This is a genomic window from Phyllobacterium sp. P30BS-XVII (assembly GCF_014138335.1).
Taxonomy (GTDB): Bacteria; Pseudomonadota; Alphaproteobacteria; order Rhizobiales; family Rhizobiaceae; genus Phyllobacterium; species Phyllobacterium meliloti.
Genome location: NZ_JACGXO010000014.1, coordinates 55,335 through 80,315, shown reverse-complemented (window position 1 = coordinate 80,315; position 24,981 = coordinate 55,335). Strand labels below are relative to the sequence as shown.

24 protein-coding genes and 1 pseudogene are annotated in these 24,981 nt (G+C 51.5%); 14 read left to right on the top strand and 11 right to left on the bottom strand.

The annotated features are described in order from the left end of the window. Both FHW17_RS24860 and FHW17_RS24855 read left to right on the top strand, forming a co-directional pair. Positions 1-429 (top strand): TetR/AcrR family transcriptional regulator C-terminal domain-containing protein (locus tag FHW17_RS24860; protein ID WP_182511086.1); only part of this gene is annotated, 429 nt, incomplete at its 5' end. 2 nt (positions 430-431) lie between these two features. After that, on the top strand, positions 432-1,295 hold the full coding sequence (locus tag FHW17_RS24855) for a class I SAM-dependent methyltransferase (RefSeq protein ID WP_182511085.1): 864 nt from the start codon (positions 432-434) through the stop codon (positions 1,293-1,295). Between the two features lie 62 nt (positions 1,296-1,357). Here FHW17_RS24855 and FHW17_RS24850 read toward each other — a convergent pair whose 3' ends face one another. Continuing rightward, positions 1,358-4,471 (bottom strand): efflux RND transporter permease subunit, encoded by a 3,114-nt coding sequence (locus FHW17_RS24850; RefSeq protein ID WP_182511084.1) that lies wholly within the window; start codon positions 4,469-4,471, stop codon positions 1,358-1,360. Next, complete coding sequence (locus tag FHW17_RS24845) at positions 4,471-5,583, bottom strand: efflux RND transporter periplasmic adaptor subunit (RefSeq protein ID WP_182511083.1); 1,113 nt, start codon at positions 5,581-5,583, stop codon at positions 4,471-4,473. Before FHW17_RS24845 ends, FHW17_RS24850 begins: the two co-directional genes overlap by 1 nt. 27 nt (positions 5,584-5,610) lie before the next feature. Between FHW17_RS24845 and FHW17_RS25315 the strand changes: the two are divergent. From FHW17_RS25315 to FHW17_RS24835, 3 genes and pseudogenes are all read left to right on the top strand, one after another. Next, positions 5,611-5,894: pseudogene (locus tag FHW17_RS25315) on the top strand (TetR/AcrR family transcriptional regulator); the annotation flags it as partial. Positions 5,895-6,061: 167 nt separating this feature from the next. Next, positions 6,062-6,628, top strand: coding sequence for a recombinase family protein (locus FHW17_RS24840; RefSeq protein WP_182511082.1), 567 nt, complete (start codon positions 6,062-6,064; stop codon positions 6,626-6,628). A gap of 437 nt (positions 6,629-7,065) precedes the next feature. Further along, the gene (locus tag FHW17_RS24835) at positions 7,066-7,350 is read left to right on the top strand and encodes a hypothetical protein (protein WP_182511081.1); all 285 of its coding nucleotides are present in this window, start codon (positions 7,066-7,068) and stop codon (positions 7,348-7,350) included. Position 7,351: 1 nt separating this feature from the next. On the opposite strand, the gene FHW17_RS24830 is transcribed toward FHW17_RS24835, so the two are convergent. The 3 genes from FHW17_RS24830 to FHW17_RS24820 all read right to left on the bottom strand — a co-directional run bounded on the left by FHW17_RS24830 (position 7,352) and on the right by FHW17_RS24820 (position 8,816). Further along, on the bottom strand, positions 7,352-7,810 hold the full coding sequence (locus FHW17_RS24830; protein WP_182511080.1) for a DUF2750 domain-containing protein: 459 nt from the start codon (positions 7,808-7,810) through the stop codon (positions 7,352-7,354). A gap of 280 nt (positions 7,811-8,090) precedes the next feature. Continuing rightward, on the bottom strand, positions 8,091-8,510 hold the full coding sequence (locus FHW17_RS24825; RefSeq protein ID WP_182511079.1) for a hypothetical protein: 420 nt from the start codon (positions 8,508-8,510) through the stop codon (positions 8,091-8,093). Positions 8,511-8,591: 81 nt separating this feature from the next. Then, positions 8,592-8,816 (bottom strand): hypothetical protein, encoded by a 225-nt coding sequence (locus tag FHW17_RS24820; protein ID WP_182511078.1) that lies wholly within the window; start codon positions 8,814-8,816, stop codon positions 8,592-8,594. Positions 8,817-8,860: 44 nt separating this feature from the next. On the opposite strand from FHW17_RS24820, the gene FHW17_RS24815 reads away from it, so the two are divergent. The 6 genes from FHW17_RS24815 (at position 8,861) to FHW17_RS24790 (ending at position 13,944) form a co-directional block, all read left to right on the top strand. Further along, positions 8,861-9,538: an SOS response-associated peptidase gene (locus FHW17_RS24815; protein WP_182511077.1), complete on the top strand. Its 678-nt coding sequence runs from the start codon at positions 8,861-8,863 to the stop codon at positions 9,536-9,538. Further along, the gene (locus tag FHW17_RS24810) at positions 9,535-9,750 is read left to right on the top strand and encodes a hypothetical protein (protein ID WP_182511076.1); all 216 of its coding nucleotides are present in this window, start codon (positions 9,535-9,537) and stop codon (positions 9,748-9,750) included. Before FHW17_RS24815 ends, FHW17_RS24810 begins: the two co-directional genes overlap by 4 nt. A gap of 40 nt (positions 9,751-9,790) precedes the next feature. Continuing rightward, positions 9,791-12,136 (top strand): P-loop NTPase fold protein, encoded by a 2,346-nt coding sequence (locus FHW17_RS24805; RefSeq protein ID WP_182511075.1) that lies wholly within the window; start codon positions 9,791-9,793, stop codon positions 12,134-12,136. A 55-nt stretch (positions 12,137-12,191) separates the two neighbouring features. After that, positions 12,192-13,010 (top strand): hypothetical protein, encoded by an 819-nt coding sequence (locus FHW17_RS24800; RefSeq protein WP_182511074.1) that lies wholly within the window; start codon positions 12,192-12,194, stop codon positions 13,008-13,010. Between the two features lie 257 nt (positions 13,011-13,267). Continuing rightward, positions 13,268-13,522, top strand: a complete 255-nt coding sequence (locus FHW17_RS24795; RefSeq protein WP_182511073.1) for a type II toxin-antitoxin system VapB family antitoxin — start codon at positions 13,268-13,270, stop codon at positions 13,520-13,522. Next, entirely contained in the window at positions 13,522-13,944 is a 423-nt protein-coding gene (locus FHW17_RS24790) for a type II toxin-antitoxin system VapC family toxin (protein ID WP_182511072.1), read from the top strand. Before FHW17_RS24795 ends, FHW17_RS24790 begins: the two co-directional genes overlap by 1 nt. A 228-nt stretch (positions 13,945-14,172) precedes the next feature. Here FHW17_RS24790 and FHW17_RS24785 read toward each other — a convergent pair whose 3' ends face one another. Further along, entirely contained in the window at positions 14,173-15,027 is an 855-nt protein-coding gene (locus FHW17_RS24785; RefSeq protein ID WP_182511071.1) for a hypothetical protein, read from the bottom strand. A gap of 137 nt (positions 15,028-15,164) precedes the next feature. On the opposite strand from FHW17_RS24785, the gene FHW17_RS24780 reads away from it, so the two are divergent. Genes FHW17_RS24780 through FHW17_RS24770 form a run of 3 tightly spaced genes read left to right on the top strand, consistent with a single transcriptional unit; the run spans position 15,165 to position 18,462 of the window. Beyond that, a complete protein-coding gene (locus tag FHW17_RS24780; RefSeq protein ID WP_182511070.1) occupies positions 15,165-16,322 on the top strand; it encodes a DUF262 domain-containing protein in 1,158 nt (385 codons plus the stop codon). 9 nt (positions 16,323-16,331) lie between these two features. Further along, complete coding sequence (locus FHW17_RS24775; RefSeq protein ID WP_182511069.1) at positions 16,332-17,492, top strand: DUF3696 domain-containing protein; 1,161 nt, start codon at positions 16,332-16,334, stop codon at positions 17,490-17,492. Between the two features lie 4 nt (positions 17,493-17,496). Then, complete coding sequence (locus FHW17_RS24770; protein ID WP_182511068.1) at positions 17,497-18,462, top strand: hypothetical protein; 966 nt, start codon at positions 17,497-17,499, stop codon at positions 18,460-18,462. 624 nt (positions 18,463-19,086) lie between these two features. Here FHW17_RS24770 and repC read toward each other — a convergent pair. From repC to FHW17_RS25490, 5 genes are all read right to left on the bottom strand, one after another. Further along, entirely contained in the window at positions 19,087-20,298 is a 1,212-nt protein-coding gene (gene repC / locus FHW17_RS24765; protein WP_182511093.1) for a plasmid replication protein RepC, read from the bottom strand. A 189-nt stretch (positions 20,299-20,487) separates the two neighbouring features. Continuing rightward, positions 20,488-21,558, bottom strand: coding sequence for a plasmid partitioning protein RepB (gene repB / locus FHW17_RS24760; protein ID WP_182511067.1), 1,071 nt, complete (start codon positions 21,556-21,558; stop codon positions 20,488-20,490). Further along, positions 21,555-22,769, bottom strand: coding sequence for a plasmid partitioning protein RepA (gene repA, locus FHW17_RS24755; RefSeq protein ID WP_182511066.1), 1,215 nt, complete (start codon positions 22,767-22,769; stop codon positions 21,555-21,557). Before repA ends, repB begins: the two co-directional genes overlap by 4 nt. A 107-nt stretch (positions 22,770-22,876) precedes the next feature. Then, entirely contained in the window at positions 22,877-23,641 is a 765-nt protein-coding gene (locus FHW17_RS24750; RefSeq protein ID WP_182511065.1) for a TylF/MycF/NovP-related O-methyltransferase, read from the bottom strand. Next, entirely contained in the window at positions 23,638-24,936 is a 1,299-nt protein-coding gene (locus tag FHW17_RS25490) for a HAMP domain-containing sensor histidine kinase (protein ID WP_182511064.1), read from the bottom strand. The genes FHW17_RS24750 and FHW17_RS25490 overlap by 4 nt, the downstream gene beginning before the upstream one ends. Between the last annotated feature and the right edge of the window lie 45 nt (positions 24,937-24,981).

Below are 24,981 nucleotides of genomic sequence, written 5' to 3'. Positions count from 1 at the left end.
GGTTCAGCCGAAGATCAGTTGATGGCGGCGGGATCGTCACTGCTTCGCTCGCTTCTGCGCCCCGACGTCCGCAATGTCGAAGCCATGGTCATGGCCGACACGCCAAACCAAACGTCATTGAGCAAGCTTCATTACGAAGCAGGCCCCGCCCATATCATCGCGCAAATCGAGGCCCTGTTGCGTCAATTGCATGCAAAGGCGCTTCTGAACGTGCCTGATCCTCACCAGTCTGCCCGCTTGTTCGGTGCGCTTTTCAAAGGCTCCGATCTCCTGCTTGTCGCACGGTTTGATGAGGCGAAAGCAGAGGACGACAACGAGATCGAGTCCTATTGCCGGTCGGCCGTCGCCATGTTCATCGCTGCGCACAGCGGCAACGATCATGCAGCCGGAAACCTGGTTAAAAACGGTTGGGAACAGGGTAGGAAATGAACATGGCAGCGCAAACTCATGATCGGGTCGCGGATTGGAATGACCAGAGCGGAGAGCGCTGGGTCAACCATCAGTCCCGGCTCGACGCCATCCTAGCTGTGTTCGGCGAGGTCGCGATCGAAGCTGCGGCGCCCGCCGTGGGCGAATGTGTGCTGGACGTCGGCTGCGGCGCAGGCGAGTCAAGTCTGGCACTGGCCGCCCTCGTCGGCAGGCAGGGCCAAGTGCTGGGTGTCGACATATCCGAACCGATGATCGGCAGAGCGCGCGCCCTTGCGCCACAGGATATGTCGGTCGTGTTCCGAGTAGCCGACGCCAGCAGCGCCGAGTTGCCAGAGGGTGCGTTCGACATCCTGTTCTCACGTTTCGGGGTGATGTTCTTCAACGATCCAACAGGCGCGTTCGCCCATATGCGGCGTGCGCTCAAGCCCAGCGGGCGGGTCGCTTTTGTCTGCTGGCGCGGCATGACCGAGAACGATTGGATGCGTTTGCCGATGGGCGCGATGAAGGACATCCTCGCGCCGATGACACCACCCGGTCCCGAAGCGCCCGGCCCGTTCTCGTTCGGCGACCGGGGGCGTGTGGCGCGTATTCTAACGGCGGCCGGCTTCACTGATGTCACTATCGTGCCCTTCGATGCCTCCATCCCATTCGGCAAGGGGGAGACGCGGGATGCGGCCCTCGATGATGTCGTGAATATTACGCTGGAGGTCGGCCCGCTGTCGCGGATGCTCGCTGATCAGCCCGACGACATACGCGACAGCGCCTCGGTCGCGGTTCGTGCCGCCTTCGCGGGCTGCCCCGGTGAACGCTCGGTGATGATTAACGGCGCGACATGGATCGTCACCGCGCGCAATCCCTCAAGCTGACAGGCATCAACAGCCGGGAGGCAGAGTGTGGCGCGGGTCTCTCCCTTGCACAGCACGTTGCCCTATTCGGCAGCCATGGCCCTGGTAAGCCGCGGCTCCTCCACCATCGTTTCGCCGTGGCTCCCTTCCTTTGGGGGCTTGATCCGGAACCACACGGCGTACAGCGCCGGAAGGAAGAGCAGGATCATCACCGTCCCTGCCGCCGTTCCGCCGATCAACGTATAGGCCATAGATCCCCAGAACACCGAATGCGTCAGGGGTATGAAGGCCAGAACGGCGGCGAGCGCCGTCAGGATGACAGGGCGTGTACGCTGCACCGTCGCTTCGATGACCGCGTGATAGTCATCGAGACCAGCCGCCTGGTTCTCCTTGATCTGCTCGGTCAGGATCAGCGTGTTACGCATCAGGATACCTGCCAATCCGATCAAGCCAAGAATGGCGTTGAAGCCGAACGGTTGGTTGAACAGGAGCAATGCCGGCACCACACCGGCGAGGCCTAGCGGCGCCGTCAGCATCACCATTGTCATTGTCGACAGACTGCGAACCTGCAGAATGATGACGATCAACATCGCCGCGATCATCAGCGGGAAGACCTGGACGAGTGCGTTATTGGCCTTTTGCGATTCCTCGATGTTGCCGCCCATTTCGATACGATATCCGACCGGGAGCGAGGCGATGAGCGGTTGCAGAGCCGTCATGACCTGCTGCGAGACTTCCGGGGGCTGTGTCGCCTCGTTGATGTCGGAGCGAATCGTGATCACTGACGTCCGGTCACGACGCTTCAGGATAGGCTCCTCGAACCGGACCTCGGAGTGCCCGATCTGATCGAGCGGTACCTGACGGCCATCTCTGCTCATCAGGGAGAAGTCGGCAAGCCTCGAAGGGTCAAGTCGGTTTTCGCCGGCACTTCGTGCGAGGACAGGCACGTTGCGGATGTTCTCGCGCACCTGCGTGACCGGAATGCCGCTCAGTAGCATCTGCATTTGCTGCGCCGCCTCCGATGGAGAAAGGCCGATCAGGTTTAGCCGATCCTGATCCGGAATGAAGCGCAACACCGGCGTGCGGTTACCCCAGTCGCGGTTAGCCTGGCGGACATCGGGAACGGTCTTCATGATCGCCAGAGCCTGTTCGGAGATTTTGTAAAGTTCTTCCTGGTCCGGTCCCAAGATCCGAAACTCGACCGGGAAGGGCGTGTAAGGTCCGAATACGAGCTGCGTGACGCGCACGGACGCCTCCGGAACGAGGCCTTCGGATATGGCCGCCCGAAGGCGATGCTTCAATTCTTCTCGTGCATGGGCGTCAGGCGTAAGCACGACTATTTTGGCAAAAGCGGGATCGGGCAATTCCGGTGACATGGCGAAGAAAAAGCGGGGTGCGCCCTGGCCGATGTAACTGGTGGTTATTTTCGCTTCCGGCTGGTTTCGCAGCCAGTCTTCAACTTTCGCCACCGCGGCCGTGGTGCTTTCGATGCTCGTGCCTTCAGGCATGCGAACTTCGACGAGAACCTCAGGCCGGTCCGAAGTGGGGAAGAATTGCTGCTTGACGCCGCCCATTCCGACAACCGAGACGGCCATCATGATGCCAACCACGGCGCACGTCATGAATTTATGGCGAACCGCAAACTCGATGAGTGAGCGCAGGCGGCGATAGTTCGGTGTATCATAGATGGACTCGTGACCTCCCTCGACCGGCTTGATGTCGGGCAGCAACTTGACACCCATGTACGGCGTAAAGATCACGGCGACGAACCACGAAACGATCAGGGCGAACCCGACGACCCAGAAAATGTTGCCGGCATATTCCCCGGCGCTCGACTTGGCGAAGCCGACGGGCATCAGTCCGATAACGGTGACGAGTGTTCCCGACAGCATCGGCGCCGCGGTGTGGCTCCAGGCATAGGCGGCCGCCTTGATGCGGTCCATGCCCTCTTCCATCTTTACCACCATCACCTCGATGGCGATAATGGCGTCATCGACCAAAAGCCCAAGCGCGAGGATGAGCGCGCCGAGCGTGATACGGTCGAAGAAGCGTCCGGTTTCCAACATGATGAGGAAAACCACAGCGAGCGTCAGGGGGACGGCGAGCGCGACAACGATGCCAACGCGCCAGCCGAGTGCGACCAGGCTCACGAACAGCACGACGCCAAGCGCCATGGCAAACTTGAGCATGAATTCACCGACCGCCTCGTCGATGTTGACAGCCTGGTCGCTGACCTTGGTGAGTGACATGCCGAGCGGCAATGTCTGCGCGATTGCGGCGGATCGTGCTTCAAGCGCTTCGCCGAGATCCAGTCCGTTCCACCCTTGTTGCATCACCACGCCCAGCATGATGGCGGGTTCGCCATCGTGACGGATGAGATAGGTGGCCGGATCTTCATAGCCGCGCCGCACATCCGCCACATCGGAAAGCCTTAGCGTCCGTCCCGCGGCCACGATCGGCGTGTCGGCGATCGCCTGTACGCTGTTATAGGCTCCGTCGAAACGGATGAAGACCTGCGGCCCGCGCGTATCGATGGAGCCAGCGGGCGTCACCGTGTTCTGTCTCTGCAAAGCTGTGGCGATATCCTGCGCCGATATGCCGAGCGTCGCCAGCTTGGCGTAGGAGAACTCAACGAAGATCTGTTCGGGACGTTCCCCCAGGATGTTGATTTTCTTGACACCGGGAACATGGAGGAGTTCCTGCCGGATGACCTCCGCTTGCCGCACGAGGTCGCGCATCGGCATCCCCTTCGCCTTCAAAGCGTAAAGGCCGAAGCTCACATCGGAGTATTCATCGTTGACGAAAGGACCCATAACGCCCGGCGGGAGATTTCGGGCTTCGTCGCCGAGCTTCTTGCGCGCCTGGTAGAACTCTTCTTCGACGGCGGCCGGCGGCGTATTGTCCTTAAGTGATACGGTGAGGAAGGCGTAGCCTGGTCGTGTTGTCGTCTCGACTCGGTCGTACCAGGTGAGTTCCTGAATGCGCTTCTCGAGTGGCTCAGCGACAAGATCCTGCATCTCACGTGCAGTGGCACCCGGCCAGACTGACGTAACCGTCAGGGTCTTGATGGTGAAGGAAGGATCCTCAGCGCGTCCCAGTTTGACGAAGGCATAGACGCCTGCAGCCGCCAACAGAACGATAAAGAATAAGGTAACGGCGCGTTCGCGAACCGCGAGGGCTGAGAGATTGAAGCTCATTATCTTGTCACCTCTTGCTGCGAGGCAATTCTGACGGCCGCGCCGTTTTCCAGGAGATGTGCGCCCAGAGCAACAATCTTCTCACCAATGCCGATACCGGTAACAAAGGCGGTTTCCTCGCCGATCCGTCTAACGTCGACCGGGGTGAACTTCACGGTGGAAGTGGCACCGTCGATAGTCCACACACCTGTCCGGCTACCGTCGTCCACAATGGCACCGACGGGCACGACGACCTCTGACTGCCTGTTCGCGTCCGATATTTTGATCGTCACAGTCGAGCCAAGCGGAGCAGACGCAGCGGCGCCGTCGAGAACGTAACGTGCCTCGTATGTCCGGGTCTGCGGGTCGGCGGAATCGGAAATCTGTCGCAACCTGGCCTTTGCGCTCAGACCGTCACCTCCATAGACACTGGCCTGCGCTTCAGATCCAATATCCGGCCGCAAGGTTTCAGGTAGCCAGACAACGGCTTCACGCGGTCCGGCCTGCGCGAGTTGAATGACTGTCTGGCCCGCGGCAACAACCTGTCCCGGGTCTGCGAGCGTATCGACGACCGTTCCATCCGAATCAGCGAGAAGAACGGTATAGGCAGCCGCATTTTCCGCCGCCTTGGCATCCGCTTCAGCCGCTGCAAGCTGTGCCGCGGCCGTATCGAGAGCCGCTTTCGCCAGTTCATAACGCTGCGGAGTGGCAGCCAATCCATTCTTCACCAGTGCCGCATACCGTTTCTCATCCGCTTGGGCCTGGATCAGGACCGCCCGCGCTGCTGTAACGGCATTGCGCTTTGCTGTCAGCGCGAGCTGGAGATCGGTTTCGTCGATCCGCATCAGGGGCTGGCCTTGCTTGACCTGTTGGCCGACATCAACTAGCCGCTCGACAATCTTGCCCGGAACCCGAAAACCGAGATTGCTCTGCACCCGCGAAGCGACTGTGCCGGTAAACGAGCGCCCCGCCGTTTCCGTCCTCATCGCTTCTGCCACCCTAACCAGGGGTGGCGCAGTCCTTGGGTCCGCGGCCTCAGCTTCCCTTCTTGGCGTCTCGAAAACCAGAAAGAAGGTAGCGGCACCTGCCGCTGCCACGAGACCCGCGAAAGTCAGGACATGTTTGCGTTTCATTTTGCGATCTTTTCTTGAGTAGAGGGCATGGCTGAAACCCACCCATTGACCTGCACATATTTGGATACTAGGCGGTATCATAATGTAGGAATTGGGATACTGTCAAGGACTAAAAATGCCGAGACCGAAGTTGGACAGGGCCGGCGCGGCCGTCCGTCAACGCTTGGTCAAACGATGATCGACACCGCGTGCGACTTTGTGGAATTGGGTTTTCAGGCGACGACCCTGGACAAGGGTCACCAAGCGAGTGAAGCTTTTGAAGCAGGGCATCTATGGGCAACTTCGAGAACAAGGAGGCGCTGTTCAGTGCACCCTCCCGAAGTGGGTAACTTTTGCGACAGCATTTCGCTCAACGTCACTTTTTGGTACGCCCTAGAGTGACGCTCGAATGTGACACGAGCGCTATGTAACAAAAGGGTGTATTTTCGACAAAAGTGACGTTACACAATCGAAACCACCCTAATGTTACAGAATTGCTATGGCCCGCATCGGATACGCCCGCGTCAGCACCACAGATCAGGACCTCGATATTCAGAACGAGCGTCTGAAGGCCGCAGGTTGCGAAATCATCCGCTCGGAAACCGGATCAGGGGCGTCCCGAACGGGGCGGTCCGAGCTGGAAACCATCATGCAGTTTTTGCACGCGGGCGACGAACTGGTGGTTCTGCGGCTTGATCGGCTCGGTCGCTCCACACGCGACGTTCTCAATCTCGTTCATGAGCTTGACGAAAAGGGCGCGTCACTCCGCATTCTTGAGCCCGAAGTCACGACAGCCGGAAGCATGGGCCGGATGGTCATCACCATCCTCGGCATGGTCGCCGACATGGAACTCAAGTTCATCAAAGACAGGCAACGAGCGGGCATCGATGCGGCAAAAGCTGACGGCATCTACACGGGCAGGAAGAAATATGTCGATGACGCGGAGATCCGCAGGAGGATCGCGGCTGGGGCAACCAAAGCCGCAGTTGCTCGTGAGCTGAACATTTCCAGAATGACTGTCTACCGCGCCCTGGAAGGCCGAGGTTCGCCGTCAGACTCTATGTGATCACGAGTTCTCTACCTGTTCTTTGAGTTGGCCAAAATCGCAGCTTCGGGCCGACTGGGCCATCAGGCTATAATCCCACCACGCATGACATCCGCCAGATCGAGAACGCACTGATTGCACGGTACGGTTCTGATCTTGCACAGGTACAGATGAGTGAGATTGACGGTTTCCTGCATCGGCGTTTTGCCAGGCTCAGCGAAACGCCACAGAGGCGTTTACTGCGTCGCTCCTGGAGAATAATTACATGCAAGTTCAGGACAAAGCGTTGAGGCATGGCACCCGCAAGAGTGGTCGTCACACGCAGTGCGGAGACTGCTTCAGGCTCCGTGAGCGCAGCGAGTAGAACGCGACCGCGTCAGCGGCTTGCCCGGGTGGAATACAACTGCAACATTGATTAAATATTCGCCCGTTGGATCACTGGAACGCAAGGATAGAGAATGACTGATAGTATGCGAGTGATCTTGATATTCGGCTTGATGACGGGGGTTATGTTCGCGTTGACCTGGCTGTTCAACTGGATCATCCAGAATGACCACTATGTGAAGCTGCGGATGTCACCGCAATTGTTTCTGACAGCCATGACCTGTAACTTCGCCGCATATGCGGTGCTGCTCGCATACGGGTTTCATTTGATCACCCTGCAGCAATATATCTGGGGAGCCATTGCCGCCATCTGCGCGGCAGCGGTATTCGATACCTACAGGCGTCGGCACAAGAGTTGATCTAGTTCAACCGGCGTCTGTTTGCCGCCACAGCCTTGCGCAGATCTTCCACCACCTTATCGACAGGTAGGATGGGACCATTGTTGGTGTGGTCAAAACAGATGCCGATATAGGCGACATCAAGCGAAGGCAAAAATCCATTCAGCATGACATCGAGGGACATGGCTTTGACCTCAAGTCCCGGCATGGCCCAATAGGGTGGGAGCCACATATCGACAAAGACCTGCGCGGGCCAGAGCGGACACAGCACTGGCGTATTGGTGTTGTCATCGAGCATGACGAAGTTTCCACCGTGACCGCTCAGCCAGATCATGTCGGTGCGCACGACAGTATCGATGAAATATTTGTAGCGTCTTACCGGCGCATATTTGAGGACACGCATTGCTTCGGCAGTGTCAGGCTCATTGGCTTTCTGCCAATCCGTGCGGTTATCGATACCTACAATGAATTGTTCGGTCATAATCCATACTCCCGCTATTCATGTTTGTTCTATATTTGTTCTTTTGACGGAAAGAGTCAAGGTCGCCGCGTTAAGGCCGGTCCTGATGGATATTCACCAAATGCTGCAAAAAAGAACCGGGCCACGAAGGTCCGGTCAAGTTGCGAAGGTCAAAGACCTTTCCCTGGGGGGATGAAGGCGCAAAGGAGTTGCGCCAACGCGCAATAAATAAAGTAATATTCCAGTTTCGGCAATCGCCTTCAGTGGCGAATGGACAGGCTTGGTATGCGCAGTCTGGCAATCAATGCAGCGGCCCGAATAGGTCCCCCTGGCCTTCGGCACGCAGATTTTCATAGATGTTATCCTTCAGCGGAAACCGTGTCTCGTTGACGGGCGGATCGAGTTCCGATCCGTTCTCGTACAGCACGATAAGTTCGCCATCGCCGTGATCCGGAAAGCCTTTGAAAATATAGACTTCACCGCAGCCATACTCGCTGTCGTCAAAACCATGGAGCAGGTCGAACGGCAGTTCGTTCTGCCTGAAGGATTCTTCGAAGGTAATGTCGGTCACCTGCAGACCGCTTTCGTGTTGAAGGACATCGAAGGAACCGGGCAGTTCTTCCATACCGCGCATCCGTGACATAATCGCCTCTATGTCTTCCGGATCCCATGTGTAGTCGAGATTGAAGTGCTTGCCGCGAAAGGTCACAGCCCAAACCATGATCTGTACTCCTGCTGCTGTTTGTTCTATATTTGTTCTCATTGAACAAAAGAGTCAAGCAGGGGAACAAATGCACGCACATTACAGGTCATCACCGAACTCGATCGATAGGGCAGCTTGGACCAGATGGAGCATGGCGGTTCGCACTTCCTCGGCAGACCATCCGGCGGCCGTTGCCTCGTCATGGAGTGTGGTCCACGCTTTTGCTGGAATAAGGCTCTGAAACCGCCGTTCCAGTGCTTCCTGACAGTCGATTGCCCGGTCCGGATCATCGCGTTCACGACGAGGTGATTTGATGCTATCCATATTAAACTCTCTCTTTCGTTCTCGCTGACTGGATGGATTGAACAATGTGCGGCCGGTTTACACAATTCTACACCTGGGCGGAGATCCACGCGATGTATTCCATTGTGCCGGCAACGCCGCGCAATCTGCAGCCTCGCTACAACATTACACCAACGAGCCAGGTTGGCGTCATCACAAAGAGCGAGGATGGCGCCAATCACTATTCTGAAAAGAGGTGGTGGCTTGTTCCTGGCTGGTGGTCGAAGACGCTGAAAGATGTGCCGGCGACGTTCAATGCGCGCAAGGAAGACATTTCCGGCAAACCGATGTTTCGCAACGCTTTGAAAAAGCGCCGCTGCCTGATCCCTTGCTCTGGCTTCTTTGAATGGACAGGACCAAAGACCGACAGGCAGCCATGGTTTATTTCAGCCAAGGATGGCCGTCCGCTGACATTTGCGGGCTTGCATGAAACATGGAAAGACCGTGTGACGGATGAACTTGTGGAGAGCTGCACGATCATCACTGCGGCCGCCAATGAGTTCATGAAGCCGATCCACGATCGTATGCCGGTGATCTTGCAACCGGAAGATTGGGCGGAGTGGTTGCAGGAGCCAAACGAAGAGCTGCTGCGATCGGCGCCGGAGGACACCCTGCAGGCGTGGCCGGTATCAAAGAATGTCAACAAAAACGATTATCGCGGGACCGACACGGCCGTGGCAGTCGAGATTGTAGCAACAGCATGAAAACCTTTGGTGAAATCCTCAAGGCGGGCATGGAGCTTCACGGCGAATGCCCGGATTGTAGACGCAAGGACAAGCTGGATCTGGCACGGCTCAATTCTAATGGTACGTGGCTTGGCAAAATTGTCAGATGCAAGTGCGGCGGCGAGGTTTCAGTGAAGATCATCGATCCAAAAGAGCGGGATAATTATCGGAAAATGAAAGAGGGTTGGTAACGTGGCACTGGGGCGTCAAATGTCCAGTCGAGAGGTGGTAATGAACGAACAGCTGTTGAATGCCGATCAACCCCTCACTTCAGCAGCTGAAGATCGTCTGGGTCGATCAACTTTTGCGAAAAGAATGGCCGCTGGAATTATTGGAGTTCCAGCAAGCAATGGTTTTGTGGTCGGCATTGAAGGTGAGTGGGGTTCAGGAAAATCAAGTCTTATTGCCATGATCATCGAAGCAATCCGGCATGCTGAAATGATTAAACTCACAGAAAACGGCGGGATACTGTCCGATGTAGTTGACGAGGCATGGGATGTAGAAAAGATGGATTTCCTGGCGGATAAAGTTCGCAAAATTCCAGAGCTAAGCTTTCATTTAGAAGGCATGGGACTATCGGGTAGACACAGCAATACGCGTTTTCTTGATGATATGATCGCCAAGGCGGCCGAACCAGCGCTGGTGAATGATCTGACTCGATACATCCGTCTGAGAGAGCAGGCGCAAGATTATCCGGATACGTTGATTGTAAGATTTTCGCCTTGGTTGATACCAGAAAAGGCGGATCTTTCTGCAGTTCTCATCCGAGATCTTTCTTACGTTATCTCGAAAAGATTTCCCGGCCCACTTGCCAGCGCTTTTAAGAAATATGCTGAACGAGTGGCCGAGCTAGCCACAGTCATTGGTGGAGCAGCAGATGCACTTGGTTCAGGTGGACTGGGGGCTACCGTCGCTGGCTTTGTAAAGTGGTTTACCAAAACTTCTTCTCCAAATCTCGATAATTTAAAGGCCAGCCTTGCTTATGAACTGGGATTACTCCGCGAGAATAAGATACTCGTCATTATCGACGACTTGGACCGATTGACGCCAAGTGAAGCAACCCAGATGGTGGGCCTCGTGAAAAATCTTGGCGAGTTACCCAATGTTATTTACTTACTTAGTTATGATCATGAGCAATTATCAAAGCAGATAAGCAGAACTCTACGAACGGACGGTGCGAAATATCTTGAAAAAATAATTCAACTACGTCGTCCACTGCCAGTAGCAAAAAGAAGCAGACTTAGCGATCTACTGATGGCAGACATTGGCAACATACCTGACCTTTTTGAGGAAGAAGGATATCAATCATCCTACCCATCTTTGTGGCTAAGTGTGATAAGTCACTACCTGAAAAATCCTCGGTCTGTAACACGCGTTTCTAACAGCTTTAGATTCTCGTACGCGAGCCTAAAAGAAGACACCGACCCAACAGATTTGTTTGTGGTGGAGCTTATCCAAATCCTCGACCAGCCACTTTATGATTGGATCCGGCAACAGATTACGCTGTTGGCATTTGGTAAGACCTATACCGAGGGTGGCATGGAATATGCCGGAGATGTGCAGGAACGCTGGGGAAACCTCAAAGCCAAACTACCGGGTATTTGGACGAGTCAGAGGCAAGCGGTGATAACGTATCTGTTTCCGCATTTACAACAACATTTTTCCAGACACAGCATCGGTAGTGTGGGTGAACGAGCGCACCGAATAGCTGACTTTCAATATAGCCTCAACTATTTCAGTTTGACTGCGGAATCGACTAGCTGGCCACGTTCAGTCTTGACTTTTGTGCTGTCGCAGCGACCCTCCAAGACAATTACGATGATGTATTCACAGCTTGATAAAATGCCAAAGGTGGATCATCCTGAACTGAGAAGGCAATTCCTTTCACATTTGATGGTCAAGTTGAGAGAACGTCCAGCAGATGTTCTCGAGTGGATTGATGCAATCCAATCTGAGAGTCATCGATTAATTCAATACAAAGATGAGACGGAACCATACGCGGATAATCTTCTATCCCTAAGAGCGATTATGACGTCTCTTCTCCATCAGCTTACAATGGTTGAGCAATCCAAGAAATTGCTTAGCTTGATCATGCAATCAGAAGACATTTCCTTATTGGCTTCCGTCATTCGTCAACCAAAGGCAAATGAACTCGTCTTAGGGAAAGACGAAACCTCTCTCCGGAATGCTCTGTTTCAAAGAGTTCTTGATTTGGAGAAAAACGGAGAGCTTTGGCACCAAGCAGACCCCCTCGAACTAATTTACTTTTGGAAAACGGGCCCTCAACCCGACACACTTCGCACACGTATGACCGCAGCAATTAAGCGAAATGAGCTGGCAGCGGGCATAATGCTGGGCTTGTATAAGCACATATCTAAACGGTTGTCGCTAAAGGAGGAGCTAGACAAGTTTTTTAATATTTCGTTAGTCGAGAAACTAGCAGGTAACTGGATCGAACGTGGTGCTGAGCCACTCAAATCTCAATCACTAATGTTCTTAGACGCTATTGATGAAACTAAATCATCGGACATCGAGCAATTGAAGGCAGATGCTGATCATTCTGGTGTAATTATATGAGTTTCTTGCACATTATTAGCGTTGTCTCGTATCATTGATAGCGTCTGGCGGGATCATGATCACCACAACCTGGGCAGAGACTCAATCAATGATGAGTGTGAACGTCAATGGCGTTGCTATACCATTTAAGGCAGCACCTGATAACCTACAACGCTTCACACGTCCGGCATTCTTCACAACCGGAGATGAAGCGTTTGAGTTGCGATTCTCAGGAACCGCGTTCATGGGCAGATACCGTAATTTTTCGTTTGCTCTCACAACGGCACATCAAATTCAGGGCGGTTTGAATTCTCCCTCAGCCACTAAGTTCGTTGTTGTCGCGAAGAGCCAGAACAAACAGTTTGCTGTCCCACCGTTTCAAATATACGGGCCTAACCATCATCAGGAATCGTTTAGATCCCTTGAAGATATTCTATTGTTCGAGTTTAAGGACGTCCCCAACGATTATCACATAGAATATTTGGATCTCTGTAATTTACAGTGGTCCGATTGTTCAACGCAAAGAGGGGACTATTCATTCGCTCTTGGTTACCCAACAAAATCAGTTAACATAGAGCTCAATGAGAGTGACGAGAGTAAGCTTTCAAAATTCACTGCAAAATGGGTGCGTTTAGATCTGCTACCTGCATCGCCTCAGCTAATGGATATAGAGAACAGAAACATCTTTGAGAAGCATCATGCTTCAACACAGATAAGTATTGACCCCGATGGGTTAAGTGGTGCTCCGGTCTTCACTATAGTCTCAGATTCATTCGGACAGCGAACCCTAAGATTCGATGGTATAATCACACACGCTAAAGGGGATCGATTTGCAATTTACCCAAGTGAGTGCATCCGCGACTTCCTAGATGCCATTGTTTCTAGTGAAGGTTAGAAACCGGTTTCCAGGACTTGATCTTGTCGTGACCCCTACATTGGCAATTAATCAGTATAGGAATACGCCTGTCACCAAGTGTTGCCGCTCGTATAAGACTTAAACTATTGATATACAATCGCTTTAAAAATTCCGCGGTTTAGGGCTTACAACCCCTGCTACCCAAATCCCAGCTCAGCGCCAGTATCTTAGGGCCAAATAAGTGTTGCGAATACTACACAATTAATGTAATGTTACTACACAATAGGAGCTACACAATGGTATTAAATATTCGCAATCAGCAAGCCGATAGTCTGGCAAGAAAGTTGGCCGATATAGACGGTAGCAGTATCACCGAAGCTGTAATCATTGCTCTGAAAGAGACAATCCAGGCTCGCCGTCGCAAGGAAGCTCCGAGCGACACAGCCCGCCGGATTCTCGAAAAGCGCGGCTTGGCGTTTCAATCTGATCGCAAACCTGTACCGGCCGAGGCGTACCACGATCTCGATCATGACCTGACAGGTGATGAATAATGTTCGTCGATGCTTGTGCAATTGTCTCGATCATGGCGGGCGAAGAGACAGCCGCTGGCTATGAAACAGCGTTGCTCGATGCCGCGGATCCCATAACGTCGACGCTTGCTGCATGGGAGGCAATCATAGTGTTATCACGGCCGGACCAGCTCAACTGTCGATACAGCGAGGCTGAGGGCGCTGTCGTGGAATGGCTTGAAGCTCGTAACATTCGACTGCGAGACGCGCCCTCGCCTCGTCGCGTATTAGCGTATGCGGTGGCTGTTGCAGAGAAGCATGGCATCGGCAAACGGGCACTTAGCAATTTCGATTGCTTTCACTACGCTTATGCCAAGGCCATGCGACAACCCCTTCTAACTCTTGATCAGCTTTTGAGGGAGACTGACGTAGAGTCATTGCCGATTGTACAAATACGCAAGTGATCAGAAAACGTTCATTTGAAAATGCCGATAAAGGTCCATAAACCGTACCGCCATTGGTGTTTGACGCTGCTGAACGGTATCGCAATTGAGGCGGATGGATGGCCTTTCCTAGTGACTATTTAAATGCACGATGAGGACGAAAGTATAGGCGATTACGCTACCGTGAATAGCGATAGATGCAACAATAACAATATGTTGACTTTCCATACGAACTCACCACTAAACAGTTTAATATCTAGTTTTGGCATAATCATGTATTTTAAATCGGTGCACGTATGGCTCACTTCGTGAGCGGTTCATAACGTTCCAATACATTGCTCGGGCAATTGGGTCGTTGATTTCTGAAGGCACTTTATATCCGTACATTGGAAAGAGTTCCGTCGCCCCTTCTTTCAAGTGCCAAGATCGTCTAAACTCATGACTAAGATAATTGTATATCTCCCAGCGGATGTTGTTCAAAAACTCGGCAATCTGTGAAGCATGACAAATGAAGATGTCGGAGAAAAACCAATCAAAAAAGTCATTAATAGCCAGATAGCCATCATGCTCATCTATTGACTGTCCGGCTTGGTCCAACAGTTTCCGTAAGTGGTTAACGTTTGTATCAAGCCTTGCGAGATTGTGTTTGGCAATATCGCCACACATTTTAACATAGCGATATCTTGGAACTGTAATATCAACAACGACGTCAATCGAACCGAGATTCACCTTCTCCGCCGTAAATACACCTTCAAGCCAACTAGCAAAGACCTCTACGGCCGCACGTAAACCTCCGATTTCTGTGCCAAGCTTCGGACTTACGCAGACTTGCCTCAGATGATAAAGAAAGGTGAGATTTGCTGGTCCGGTGTTTGGCGGGGCTGGTGTTAATCCAAGCGGGATGGAACTACCTTTGAAGGACTTTATTTCAGATAGAAAATCACCGAGAATTATAATGAAGAGTCGGGCGTGTTGGTGTGTCAAAAACATCAGGTTTGACGTTTCACGTTTATCTGTTTTGACAAACATGGCCCAATTGACCATGTCGTCAATCATCGCCCAAGCTGCTTCGAGGATTATTGCCTCGCGTTCTATATCATTCATCCCAGTTCCAATATCATTAGCTACTTACGAAAGGCCTAGATTGCTGCCTGCGCTTATGGCGATATATGTTCGGGTATAGTCGCACGCCGCAAAAGAAACCTGCAAATTGTCTGAGTAACCCTGAGAGCTCACAAAGAATGACGATCCCCGAAGACAGAGTAGAATTTGGAGTCGCTGACGCTGACGAATTAGACGATGGAGTCGAACAAGAACTATCCGACGGAACTTTGGTAATTGATCGTCCATTTGACCCCAGTAAAATCAAAGTTACAACGGAGAAGAAGAATATTGATCTTCTGGTTCGTAGAATTGACCACGGTGAGGTGGATTTGGCTCCGGAATTCCAGCGAAGGGCGAGAGTTTGGCCCATCCAGCGGAAGAGCCAACTAATAGAGTCACTGCTGCTTCGTATTCCCCTTCCCGTTTTTTATGTATCAGCGGGTGAGACGGATGATTGGGCCGTCGTTGATGGTTTGCAGCGAATAACTACGATCTATGACTATTTGAAAGGGGGATTCAGTCTTCAGGGTTTGGAATACCTGACCACTTTGGAAGGCAAACTTTTTCAAGATCTAGATCGATCAATGAAGCGGCGGATAGAAGAAACAGAATTGGTCATAAACGTGATCCAACCGGGAACCCCGGAAGAAGTAATGATCAACATATTCAAGCGGATCAATACGGGAGGTCTGCCGTTGAATGGTCAAGAGATTAGGAATGCTTTGAATAAGGGCCCCGTTAGAGAGTACCTGAAATCGTTGGCCTCCGATCCCACCTTTATTAGCGCTACTGATAACTCAATTAAAGACAATCGCATGGCTGCTCAAGAAATGGCATTGCGCTTTCTGGCATTCAGCATTGTCAGCTGGCAAGATTACAAGGTGAACGACCTTGACGCCTTTTTGAATGAGGCGATGCGAAAACTGAATACAATGTCGGAGTCTGATCGGGAAAAACTGCGTAACTCGTTTCAGTCTGTGATGGTGGCCTCCAGATTAATATTCAACGATTTGGCGTTTAGAAAACCCAGATTCAATAATGATGGTACGGTAAGCACAAAAAGGAACCAAATTAGCAAGCCTTTGTTCGAAGCGTGGTCTCTTGGCCTCGCAAGCCTAAAACCAGTTGATTTGGAGAGAGCCATTATTGAGCGACAACAAGTCGTTAGAGGTTTCCACGAGCTTATGCTGAACGATTCTGATTTCGTAACGTCGATTTCTTATTCAACGGGTGTTCCTGGACGCGTTTCCAAGCGATTTAAAGCTATAGAAGAGTTACTTCATTTCATCGTGTAGGCAGCAAAAATGATAACGGACATTTCCATTGGCAATTTCAAATGCATCGCTGAGGCCACGCTAAGATTTGGTTCACTGACATTGTTGGCCGGACTGAATGGCGCTGGAAAAAGCAGTGTTATTCAATCCATGCTTTCACTACGTCAGTCGCAAAAAGATGGTTCCTTAGCAGGTGGTCACATTTCGTTTTCAGGCGAGCTAGTGGATTTGGGAACGCCGTCAGACGTACTTCATACAGCTGCTAACGACGATGTAATACGTATTTCACTAAGGGATACTTCCATCTACGGCAATTTTCTTGATTTCAGTTATACCGTTTCTGACGATAGGGCGAGTGCCATTGATCGTTTCGCGCATCTCAGCGCTTTCAATGCTGCAGCCAAATCTCCGTCCATTAGCTTGCTACTATCAATGAACATGACCGAACAATCGGACGGACCGACTTTCCATTACCTGAATGCCGAACGTGTGGGCCCAAGAAAATTCGGTATGATGTCGGCGACGCGTGGGCGACACTTTGATCTTGGAATTCATGGCGAGTTTGCGATGCATGCTTTGCATACCCATCAAGGGAAAGTGACCTTCGATCGAGACGACAGTAGGCATCTCGATCCGCTGAGCGGGCGCTTACTGGATCAAGTGGTAGCTTGGCTGGCCGAAATTAGCCCAGGAGTTCGTCTTGCACTGACGCCGGTTGATATAGCCGACTTGATGGTCGGTGCGTTTTCCTTTGCAGAAGAAGGGTCACTGCCCAGCGTTGACTTCCGATCAACAAATGTCGGCTTCGGTCTAAGCTACGTTCTTCCAGTCCTGGTTGCGTTGCTGGGTTCAGAAAAGGGCAGTTTGGTCTTATTGGAAAATCCGGAAGCGCATATCCATCCTGCAGGCCAGACTCGATTAGGCGAACTGACGGCATATGCTGCCGCAGCCGGAGTGCAAATTATCGTCGAAACCCATTCCGACCATTTCATGGACGGAGTGCGTATTGCGATTAGAAATGGGATACTCAGCCCAGAAGATGCGGCGTTTCATTACTTCAAAAGAACCGGTATTCAGTCCACCGTTAGTTCACCGAATATAGACCGAAACGGTAAGCTTGAATTCTGGCCGGATGGATTTTTCGACCAGCATCGTCGCAATACAGCCCGTCTTGTAAAACCGGTAGCGTAATCAGATGGGTGATTATGTCTTTAACCGGATGTCTGCCGAACCCCGAATAGAAACGAGAGATAGCGCACTCAATGAAATGCGCAATTTACTGACTGCGTTAGCAACGTTAGATGCCACCAGTGCTGACCTGCCTGCACTACGGAGCCACACTGATTTGTGGGTGTTGCCGGTATTACAGGAACAAGATGGAAGAGTTTATTCTTTCGGTGAAATCGCCCACCAATTGTACGAGACAGAATACAATGTGGCGTCTTTCTTTGACGCATTGCAGAATATGGCTCCTTCGGACTCGGATTTTGACGAAGAGGCTGTTGAGCTAGCTTTGGCTCTTGAAGTACAGAGTCCAGCCACCGGTCATCAAGAATGTTACGCCGCCGCAAGCCAAGCTGCAGTTGATCTAACTTTGTGCACTGTATTGTCAGGGGTGCTCATCAGTTTGGGTCCTGACGAAATATGGGATCACAATCATCTGGCGTACTGTGCAAATGGAAAGGACTTCGTCGTTGACCATGTATCCAATGTTAAGCATGCCGGAGTTCTACTAGAGCGGCGGCAAGCGGAAGCCCAACGCAACATAAATCTTGGATCCTTCTGGCAAACAAAAGCAATCACGTATCCCCACTTGGCCTTTGGATTAGATGTCGAGACTCAAATTAGGTCATTCAGCGCAAAAATGTTGCCATTGCTTTTTATGCGACTGAAGGAGCTTGATCAGAGCGTAAAGGTATGGCGTGCTGCTGGTGAGTTTCCTAACATTAGACCCAACATCACCCGTGAAAGCAAAACAACAATGGATAAATATGAAGCAGATCGCTGCTTCAGGAACGCAGATGGCGACATCAAAGTCTTTGAAGAACATATCTGGGTCGATAGTTACCATCGGGTTCACATTATCAGAGATATGCAAGCAAAAACTATTGAGATCGGTTACATTGGAGGGCATTTACCGACAGTGAAATATCCAACTTGATTTTCATTTAAGGGATTGGTCTTTGTTCTGGTCGGCTTACAGCGCGGAATTTATTGTGATCATTTCTGGGATCCAAGTTCGTTCCGACAGTTGACATTTGAAGTCATATGATTGTTTCCGTGGGATGGGACAACGCCTAGATCTGCTGTGATTGCCAGTGGTAAAGCCAATCAATCCAATGGGTCGTTACCTTATGACTTATGAATTTCGGGTCATTTGCGGGAGGGGGCGAAATGACACCTTTAGCCAAAGAATGCTGCGCAAACTAAATTCTCCAACATGTATTCCCCTGTAAATCATCGAGTTTTCTTTCTCGAAAGGGTGTCTCAAGAGGTTACTGCTTGCTAACGACACTATGGCAACTCACTGCGTGATTATTGGTAAGCCACAGATAAAACTATGTTAATTCGCTAGCGTGTCATTCCGCCCTCTCCCGCAAACAACCCCATCTCAGGCTGTGATTGATCTCAAAAAAAGGTTCGCGGATAAAGTCGTCGATTACGAAATATCAAGACAGCGAGCAACGGACACCGTCATGACTAACATTATCGTCAAAATGCGCGGATTGGGCCTAGCCTGATGTGATAGAGCCTATGGCTCAGATATAAAGCATCTATAATCAGTCTAACCCAATTGCTCGACTACACGATTGTTTGCTTTCAAGCCCGCCATCAGCATTGGCCCGACGGAAAACTCCCCTGCCCTCGCCTTCATGGTCAGAACACGCAGGTATCCGCCGGCGGAATTGATATGCTGTAATCGCTGCAGGATACAGGCGAGGACAATCGCTGTGTTCTCCTGGCCAAGCGTATCCAGTGCTTCCTCGTATGCAGAGGGTGAAATGCCAAGCATTGCTCTTATCTGGGCCGTAGTCAGCATCAGATCGCGCCAGTTCGATATTCCGGCCGTGGCATAATCGGCAATATCCGGGCAGGCCTTCAGCACCAGCCCTAGCGGATAGGTCTTTGTGGCATCCCTTGCTGTTCGTGTATTATGCTCCGGTTTTGCCCCTTGGTCTTTTCTGAAGCCAGGTTCAAAGTCAGAAATAGTTTCTGGATTTGAATTCTGTTGCTGCGGCTCAGTTTGAGACTCTTTGCCGCTCATGTTTTCATCATTAACGTGATTTTCCAGGTGGATAGCAATTTCCTCATGCAATGCCGACAAATCATCGAGGATCGGCTCCAGGATTTCCAATGAAGCTTTGCGTGGTATGGCCTCGACAATTGAACGAAATCGCGTCCAGATCCCCTGCCAGTCCGCCTTGACGTCTTCCGCAAGACCGACCTCGATGAGCTTGGAGATATCACGCCTGTGAAGCGTCATCTGCTCACGGATGAGCTTGAGTGCCCGGGCAGTGGCACGAACGCTCTCTGCGGCCTCCTGCAGCTCTTCTGAGCGCAAAAGCAAGGGTGCAAGGGAAAACCCGAAGGCATCCGTAATCTCCCCTGCCCTGTCCTTGTGCGAATACCGCTTGCCATTTGGGCTATCTTTGCGGGTAATCAATCCGCACTCGATCAGCGCAGCCAGGTGCCGGCGCAGCGTAGCATTGGCCATGCCATGGGAGCGTAGCGACAGCTGAGCGTTCGAAGGGAAGACAATGAGTCCGTTTCCTTCAGACAGCTCATTATCAGGCACAAATGACAGGAGTGCGTTGAGAACAGCCAGTGAGCGGTCCCCTACCCCAACAATATCCTTCCCCTCACAGAGCCAGCGATAGAGCTGCCATTTGTCAGCTGACTTGTTGGCGGGTATTTCCTTGGCCTGTGTCTGCGTCCGCAATTGGACGAGCGACATCGGCCGCCGCCCAAAGGGCGTCGTGATCGCATTTCCTTGCATGTTCATTCGCCTTTCAGTGAGGCAAAAGAAACCAACTCGCCAACTTGACGCTAAAAACTATTGACACTGATTCGAGGAAGTGCGATTCTCAAACTGCGAAATATGAGAAGGGCTTCCGCGACGGCAACGTTCGGGAGCTTTTTCTTTTGCTACTGTCCTTTCTTGTTTTGAAGCATTTACGTGAACATCTTAATCAACGGTTTTGCCATTCGGCGGCCGTTGATCCAGGTATTCTTGGTGAAGTTCACTCAACCGAGACGCCACAAAGTCGGCGAATTCAGGAGTGGCATTATCGTCAATTACAATCGAACTTTTTCCTCGCCCACGCGAAATCATCGCAATCTTATGCCCGCTGGAAGACTTTAATGGCACAGCTACATTTGTTCTTTTCATTTTGGTACTGATGGCATCCAGCACCTTTACAAAGCGAAGGTCTGTGTCGGCATTCTGAAATTCTTGAGTATTGATAAGACGGTCAAGAGTGGTGCGGCTTTCCAATTGTTCGAGTTTTTCTGCCAGTAAGACCCAACGCGGTCTACCAGCTCTTGGAGCAGGGCCGATCGCCTCAGCCAAGTCTCTTGGGATAGAATGCGCGATAGCGAGCAACCGCGATAGTTGCGTCTTTTCCATGCCAAGGGAAGACATGATTACATGGCGGTCAAAGCCTCGCGTCTCCAATGCCACTGCAAACAGTCCCCTCTCAATATAACTCAGGTCGGACCGCGCCGAATTTTCTTGCCCTTGGATAACGACCAGTTCTTCGTCTGTTAGATTTTGTACTACCGCCTTAACTGTTCTCCCTAGCTTTGACAGTACACGTACACGTCGATGGCCAAATGCGATCTGATATCGGTCGGCAACGGTTGGGTGAGGGCGAACTAATATCGGGCTTTTTTGGCCGGTATCTTTAATAGCCTGGTATAAGGCGTCAAAATCGACTCCCTCGTTTGCTAGCCGATCGTTGATGAAGGAACCATCCAATTTATCTGTAGGGAGATCCACGACCGCTAATCCAGATGCGATTAATGCCCTAGCATGGTCCGCGGCATTTGCGATTTGCCCAAGTGACCTCCCCATCGCACCAACAGCGCCAGACCGGATGTGTTGAAGTGGTTTGCTGGTCTCTACCTTATCAGTCGACGTGGTATTTGGAGGGTCGGAATCCAAGTTGCCATGTGGCAACTCTTGGGAAAAGTTGCCATGTGGCAACTCGTTCTCGCGGCGTGTCAGAAAGCTCTTGAGCGTGTCTTTTCGGCTCATGATGACCGCCCCCATGCCTGCTTGATAAGACTTTCAATCTCTCCATTGACAGCATCTAGGGACTCGATGGCCCGGTCATATGTCTGTTTTAGAAAATTTTCACGACCCACTTCATACAAGGTCTGTTTGGAAAGGCCCGCATCCGAGATTGCCGTAGATTTTAACATAGCATTTGTGAGTACGCGCTCACGAAATAGCGAGCGCATGAAGCCAACCATCTGTGTCTGCGGACCATCCGAAGGCTCGTAGCGTGTCACAACGTACCGGATAAAGTCATAATCCAGATTTCCACCAGACTCTTGCACAACGCCTAGAATGTCAGATGCCATCAGGAGAAACTGACACATCGACATCACATCGAGCATCTGAGGATGAACCGTGATCAGCAAGCCAGTAGATGCGCACAGCGCACCTAAAGTCAAAAAACCCAGCTGGGGAGGGCAATCTAAGACCATCACATCATACTGATCTGCGACGCTACCGAGAGCTGTCGCGACTCGACCGAAAAAGGGCTCCGCATTTTTCTCTGCTAGCGCTCTCGGAGTATCGTGTTCGTACTCCATAAGCTCCAAATTACCGGGAACAAGATCCAGTCCAGGAATATAGCTATGTTGAATTATTTCACTGATTGGACGGCGGTGCTCATCATAACGAACAGCGGCATACATCGTTTCATTTGCCCCAACATCATATTCGGGTTGATAGCCGTGTAATGCGGTAAGAGAGGCCTGCGGGTCAAGATCCACCGCAAGCACCCGGTAGCCCTGCAAGGCCATGTACTGTGCCAAGTGGGCAGCGGTTGTTGTTTTGCCACTACCACCTTTGAAATTTACAACAGCCATAACTTGACAGTGTTCGCCTTCCTTACGGCGAGGGAGGTACATTTTACCCTTTGAGTTTTCATCAAGAACTTCACGCAGCTCATTAATTTGCTCAAGGGTGTAATATCGACGGCCACCGGGACTGAGTGTCGGCCGCGGCCCCTTACCATTGATGGACAACTGTCTGAGGTATGCATCGGCTATACCGATTAGCTTGGCTGATTCGACAGAAGAAAACGAACGCAGAGTTTTCTGAGAGACGGGAGGAAACAACGCTTCTCTCATAGCATGTAGCTCGGCCGAAAGCGCTGCGCCGTCTGTGGCAATCACATCCGTCATCGGCCTTTTAGAGCCGAATGTTTCGATACGTTGACTTACAGCCTTTTCCATAACTACGATATTTCCCCACAGTACGCGACTATTTCGTAGGAAGATGACGCGAGTCGAGCAATTACGCAAGAAAATAAGGGTTAACGAAAGGTTAACGCGTAACTATGCTAACAGGCTGCGACGGAAAATACGTAACCGTGATAGTCGTTATCCATTAGCAGGTTGAGTTTGATCTGAGGATTTCTGGCAAGCCATTCCCTGCAGGCACGTTGCTGGCCAAATCCCGAGAGATTGCGGAAGCAACGCCAATCATCAAATAAGATCACCGATCCAACGGTCAGCCTGTTGGTTAAATATTGCAACACAGGAACCGTTGACTCGTAAAGGTCGCAATCGACCCAGGCAAAGGCGACAGATTCGATTGAGTGCGTTTTTGGGTTGTCCATACGCAATGTTTCGTCGTACCACCCCTTTACGACCATCACCCGGTCCATATCGACTGAACGGGCAACCAGATTTGCTATAAACTCAGTCTCGTCACAATAGAACTGACCTTTATAGAACCCGCCGCTATATCCGTTATCCTCATCGATCCCAGTTTTTGGTTGGGGTAGTCCTTCGAATGAATCAAGTGCAATGAACCTCATATCAGGGTACATTGGTGCCATGACATTGCAGGCATAGGCAAACGTTTCGCCTTGATAGACGCCGAACTCCAGATAGTCTCCCTTAACGAAGGCGCCTCTGAAGTAATCTGCGATTTTGTCTATAGCATCCCATCGAAACCGGTTATGGGCGAGCAAACGGCGTTCTAGGTGCGACACGCGTTTAAGTAACTCGGCGTTATTCCGTTCATACTCGTCCATGCGGTCTTGAAGTGACGCGATTAATTGTTCGAGTGAATAGGCTCTATCCGTTGGCATACTAGTCATCGTCGTTTCCACTTGATGGCAGGTAAGTTTGAAAGGGGGCAGGTGAGCGCTACTGTTGTCCCAACGCCTTTCGTAGAACGTATTGCCAAAGAACCGCCCATCGTTTGTATGAGGCGGTAACATCCAGTAAGCCCAAGACCACTATGGCCGCGGGCTTCCCCTTTTGTCGAGAAAAACGGTGTTTTGGCCTTCTTGATCTGTTCTGGCGACATTCCCACACCGGTATCTTCTATCGCGATGTATAGGCTTCTCCCGAATGGCAATCGTTTCACGATTTTCACACAAAGTTTCACCTCGGGATGCTTGACGCCATCAACCGCATCTTTCGCATTTCTGATCAACTCGTGTAACATGAGATGAAATTGCCCCTGAGGCACGAGCAGCTGCATAGCCCTCAGTTCAGACTTAACTATTGGTATAGCCGAACCATCCGGCTTAACGATTTGCTCAATAATCGTGCCCAAACTCACGATCGGGGTATTGTCCTGATCATATTTTGGATAAGCGATCCGCGCCAACCAATCGGTTGCGACGGATAAGTCGGTTATTCTTTTACGAGCCATATCCAGCATCTTCGCGTCAGGGGCTTCCTGAGGGTTCAGCGTGTCATGCATCCACATTGAGAGCCCATTGATGCGGGTGTAGGTCATATGAGAAAACAACAGCGCGAACTGCCTCACGCGGTTGTCGTACTGTGCTTTGCTGCGGTAAACTACCATAGCGAATAGTGCGATCATGGTCGCAATCGCGAAGATAAATGCATAGAGAAAGTTATTATTAAGGGCCTTTTGCTCCAGATCAGCGGTACGCTTTTGTGTATTCCCCAGGTTTCCTGCAGTAGTTAAGATGATACCTGGCCACAAGCTTTCCAAGCGATTCACTATCCTGCCGTAGTCGGGTAACGGACGATCCAGTTCTGACTTTACTTCTGTATTCACGTACACCAATAAGCCGCTCAATGTTTCAATGTCTGCTTTTGGCATGATTTTGCCAACGTAGGGGAGGGCGATGAGCGTTCTGAGATTTATCGCTAGATACGTGCTATCTGCTTTGACCCGGCCTCGGTAATCTTGACTATTGGTTATTGCCGCCAGGCGAGACCATCCCAACATGCTCACCATTTTTTCACGGGCTTGGGTGGACCGCCATTGAACTTCGTTGACTTCGGCGATGATGTCATATGCTTCACTGCGATACTTATCGGTTTGAAGAAATGCCGAAGTGCCGGCCAAGAGTGAAATTCCGATCATCACAATAAGTATGAAAGGCCCATAAGTGCGGAATAGCTGCGTCACGTTCACACCAAGCGCGAATTATGCCCACCTAATGCTGAGAAGAGG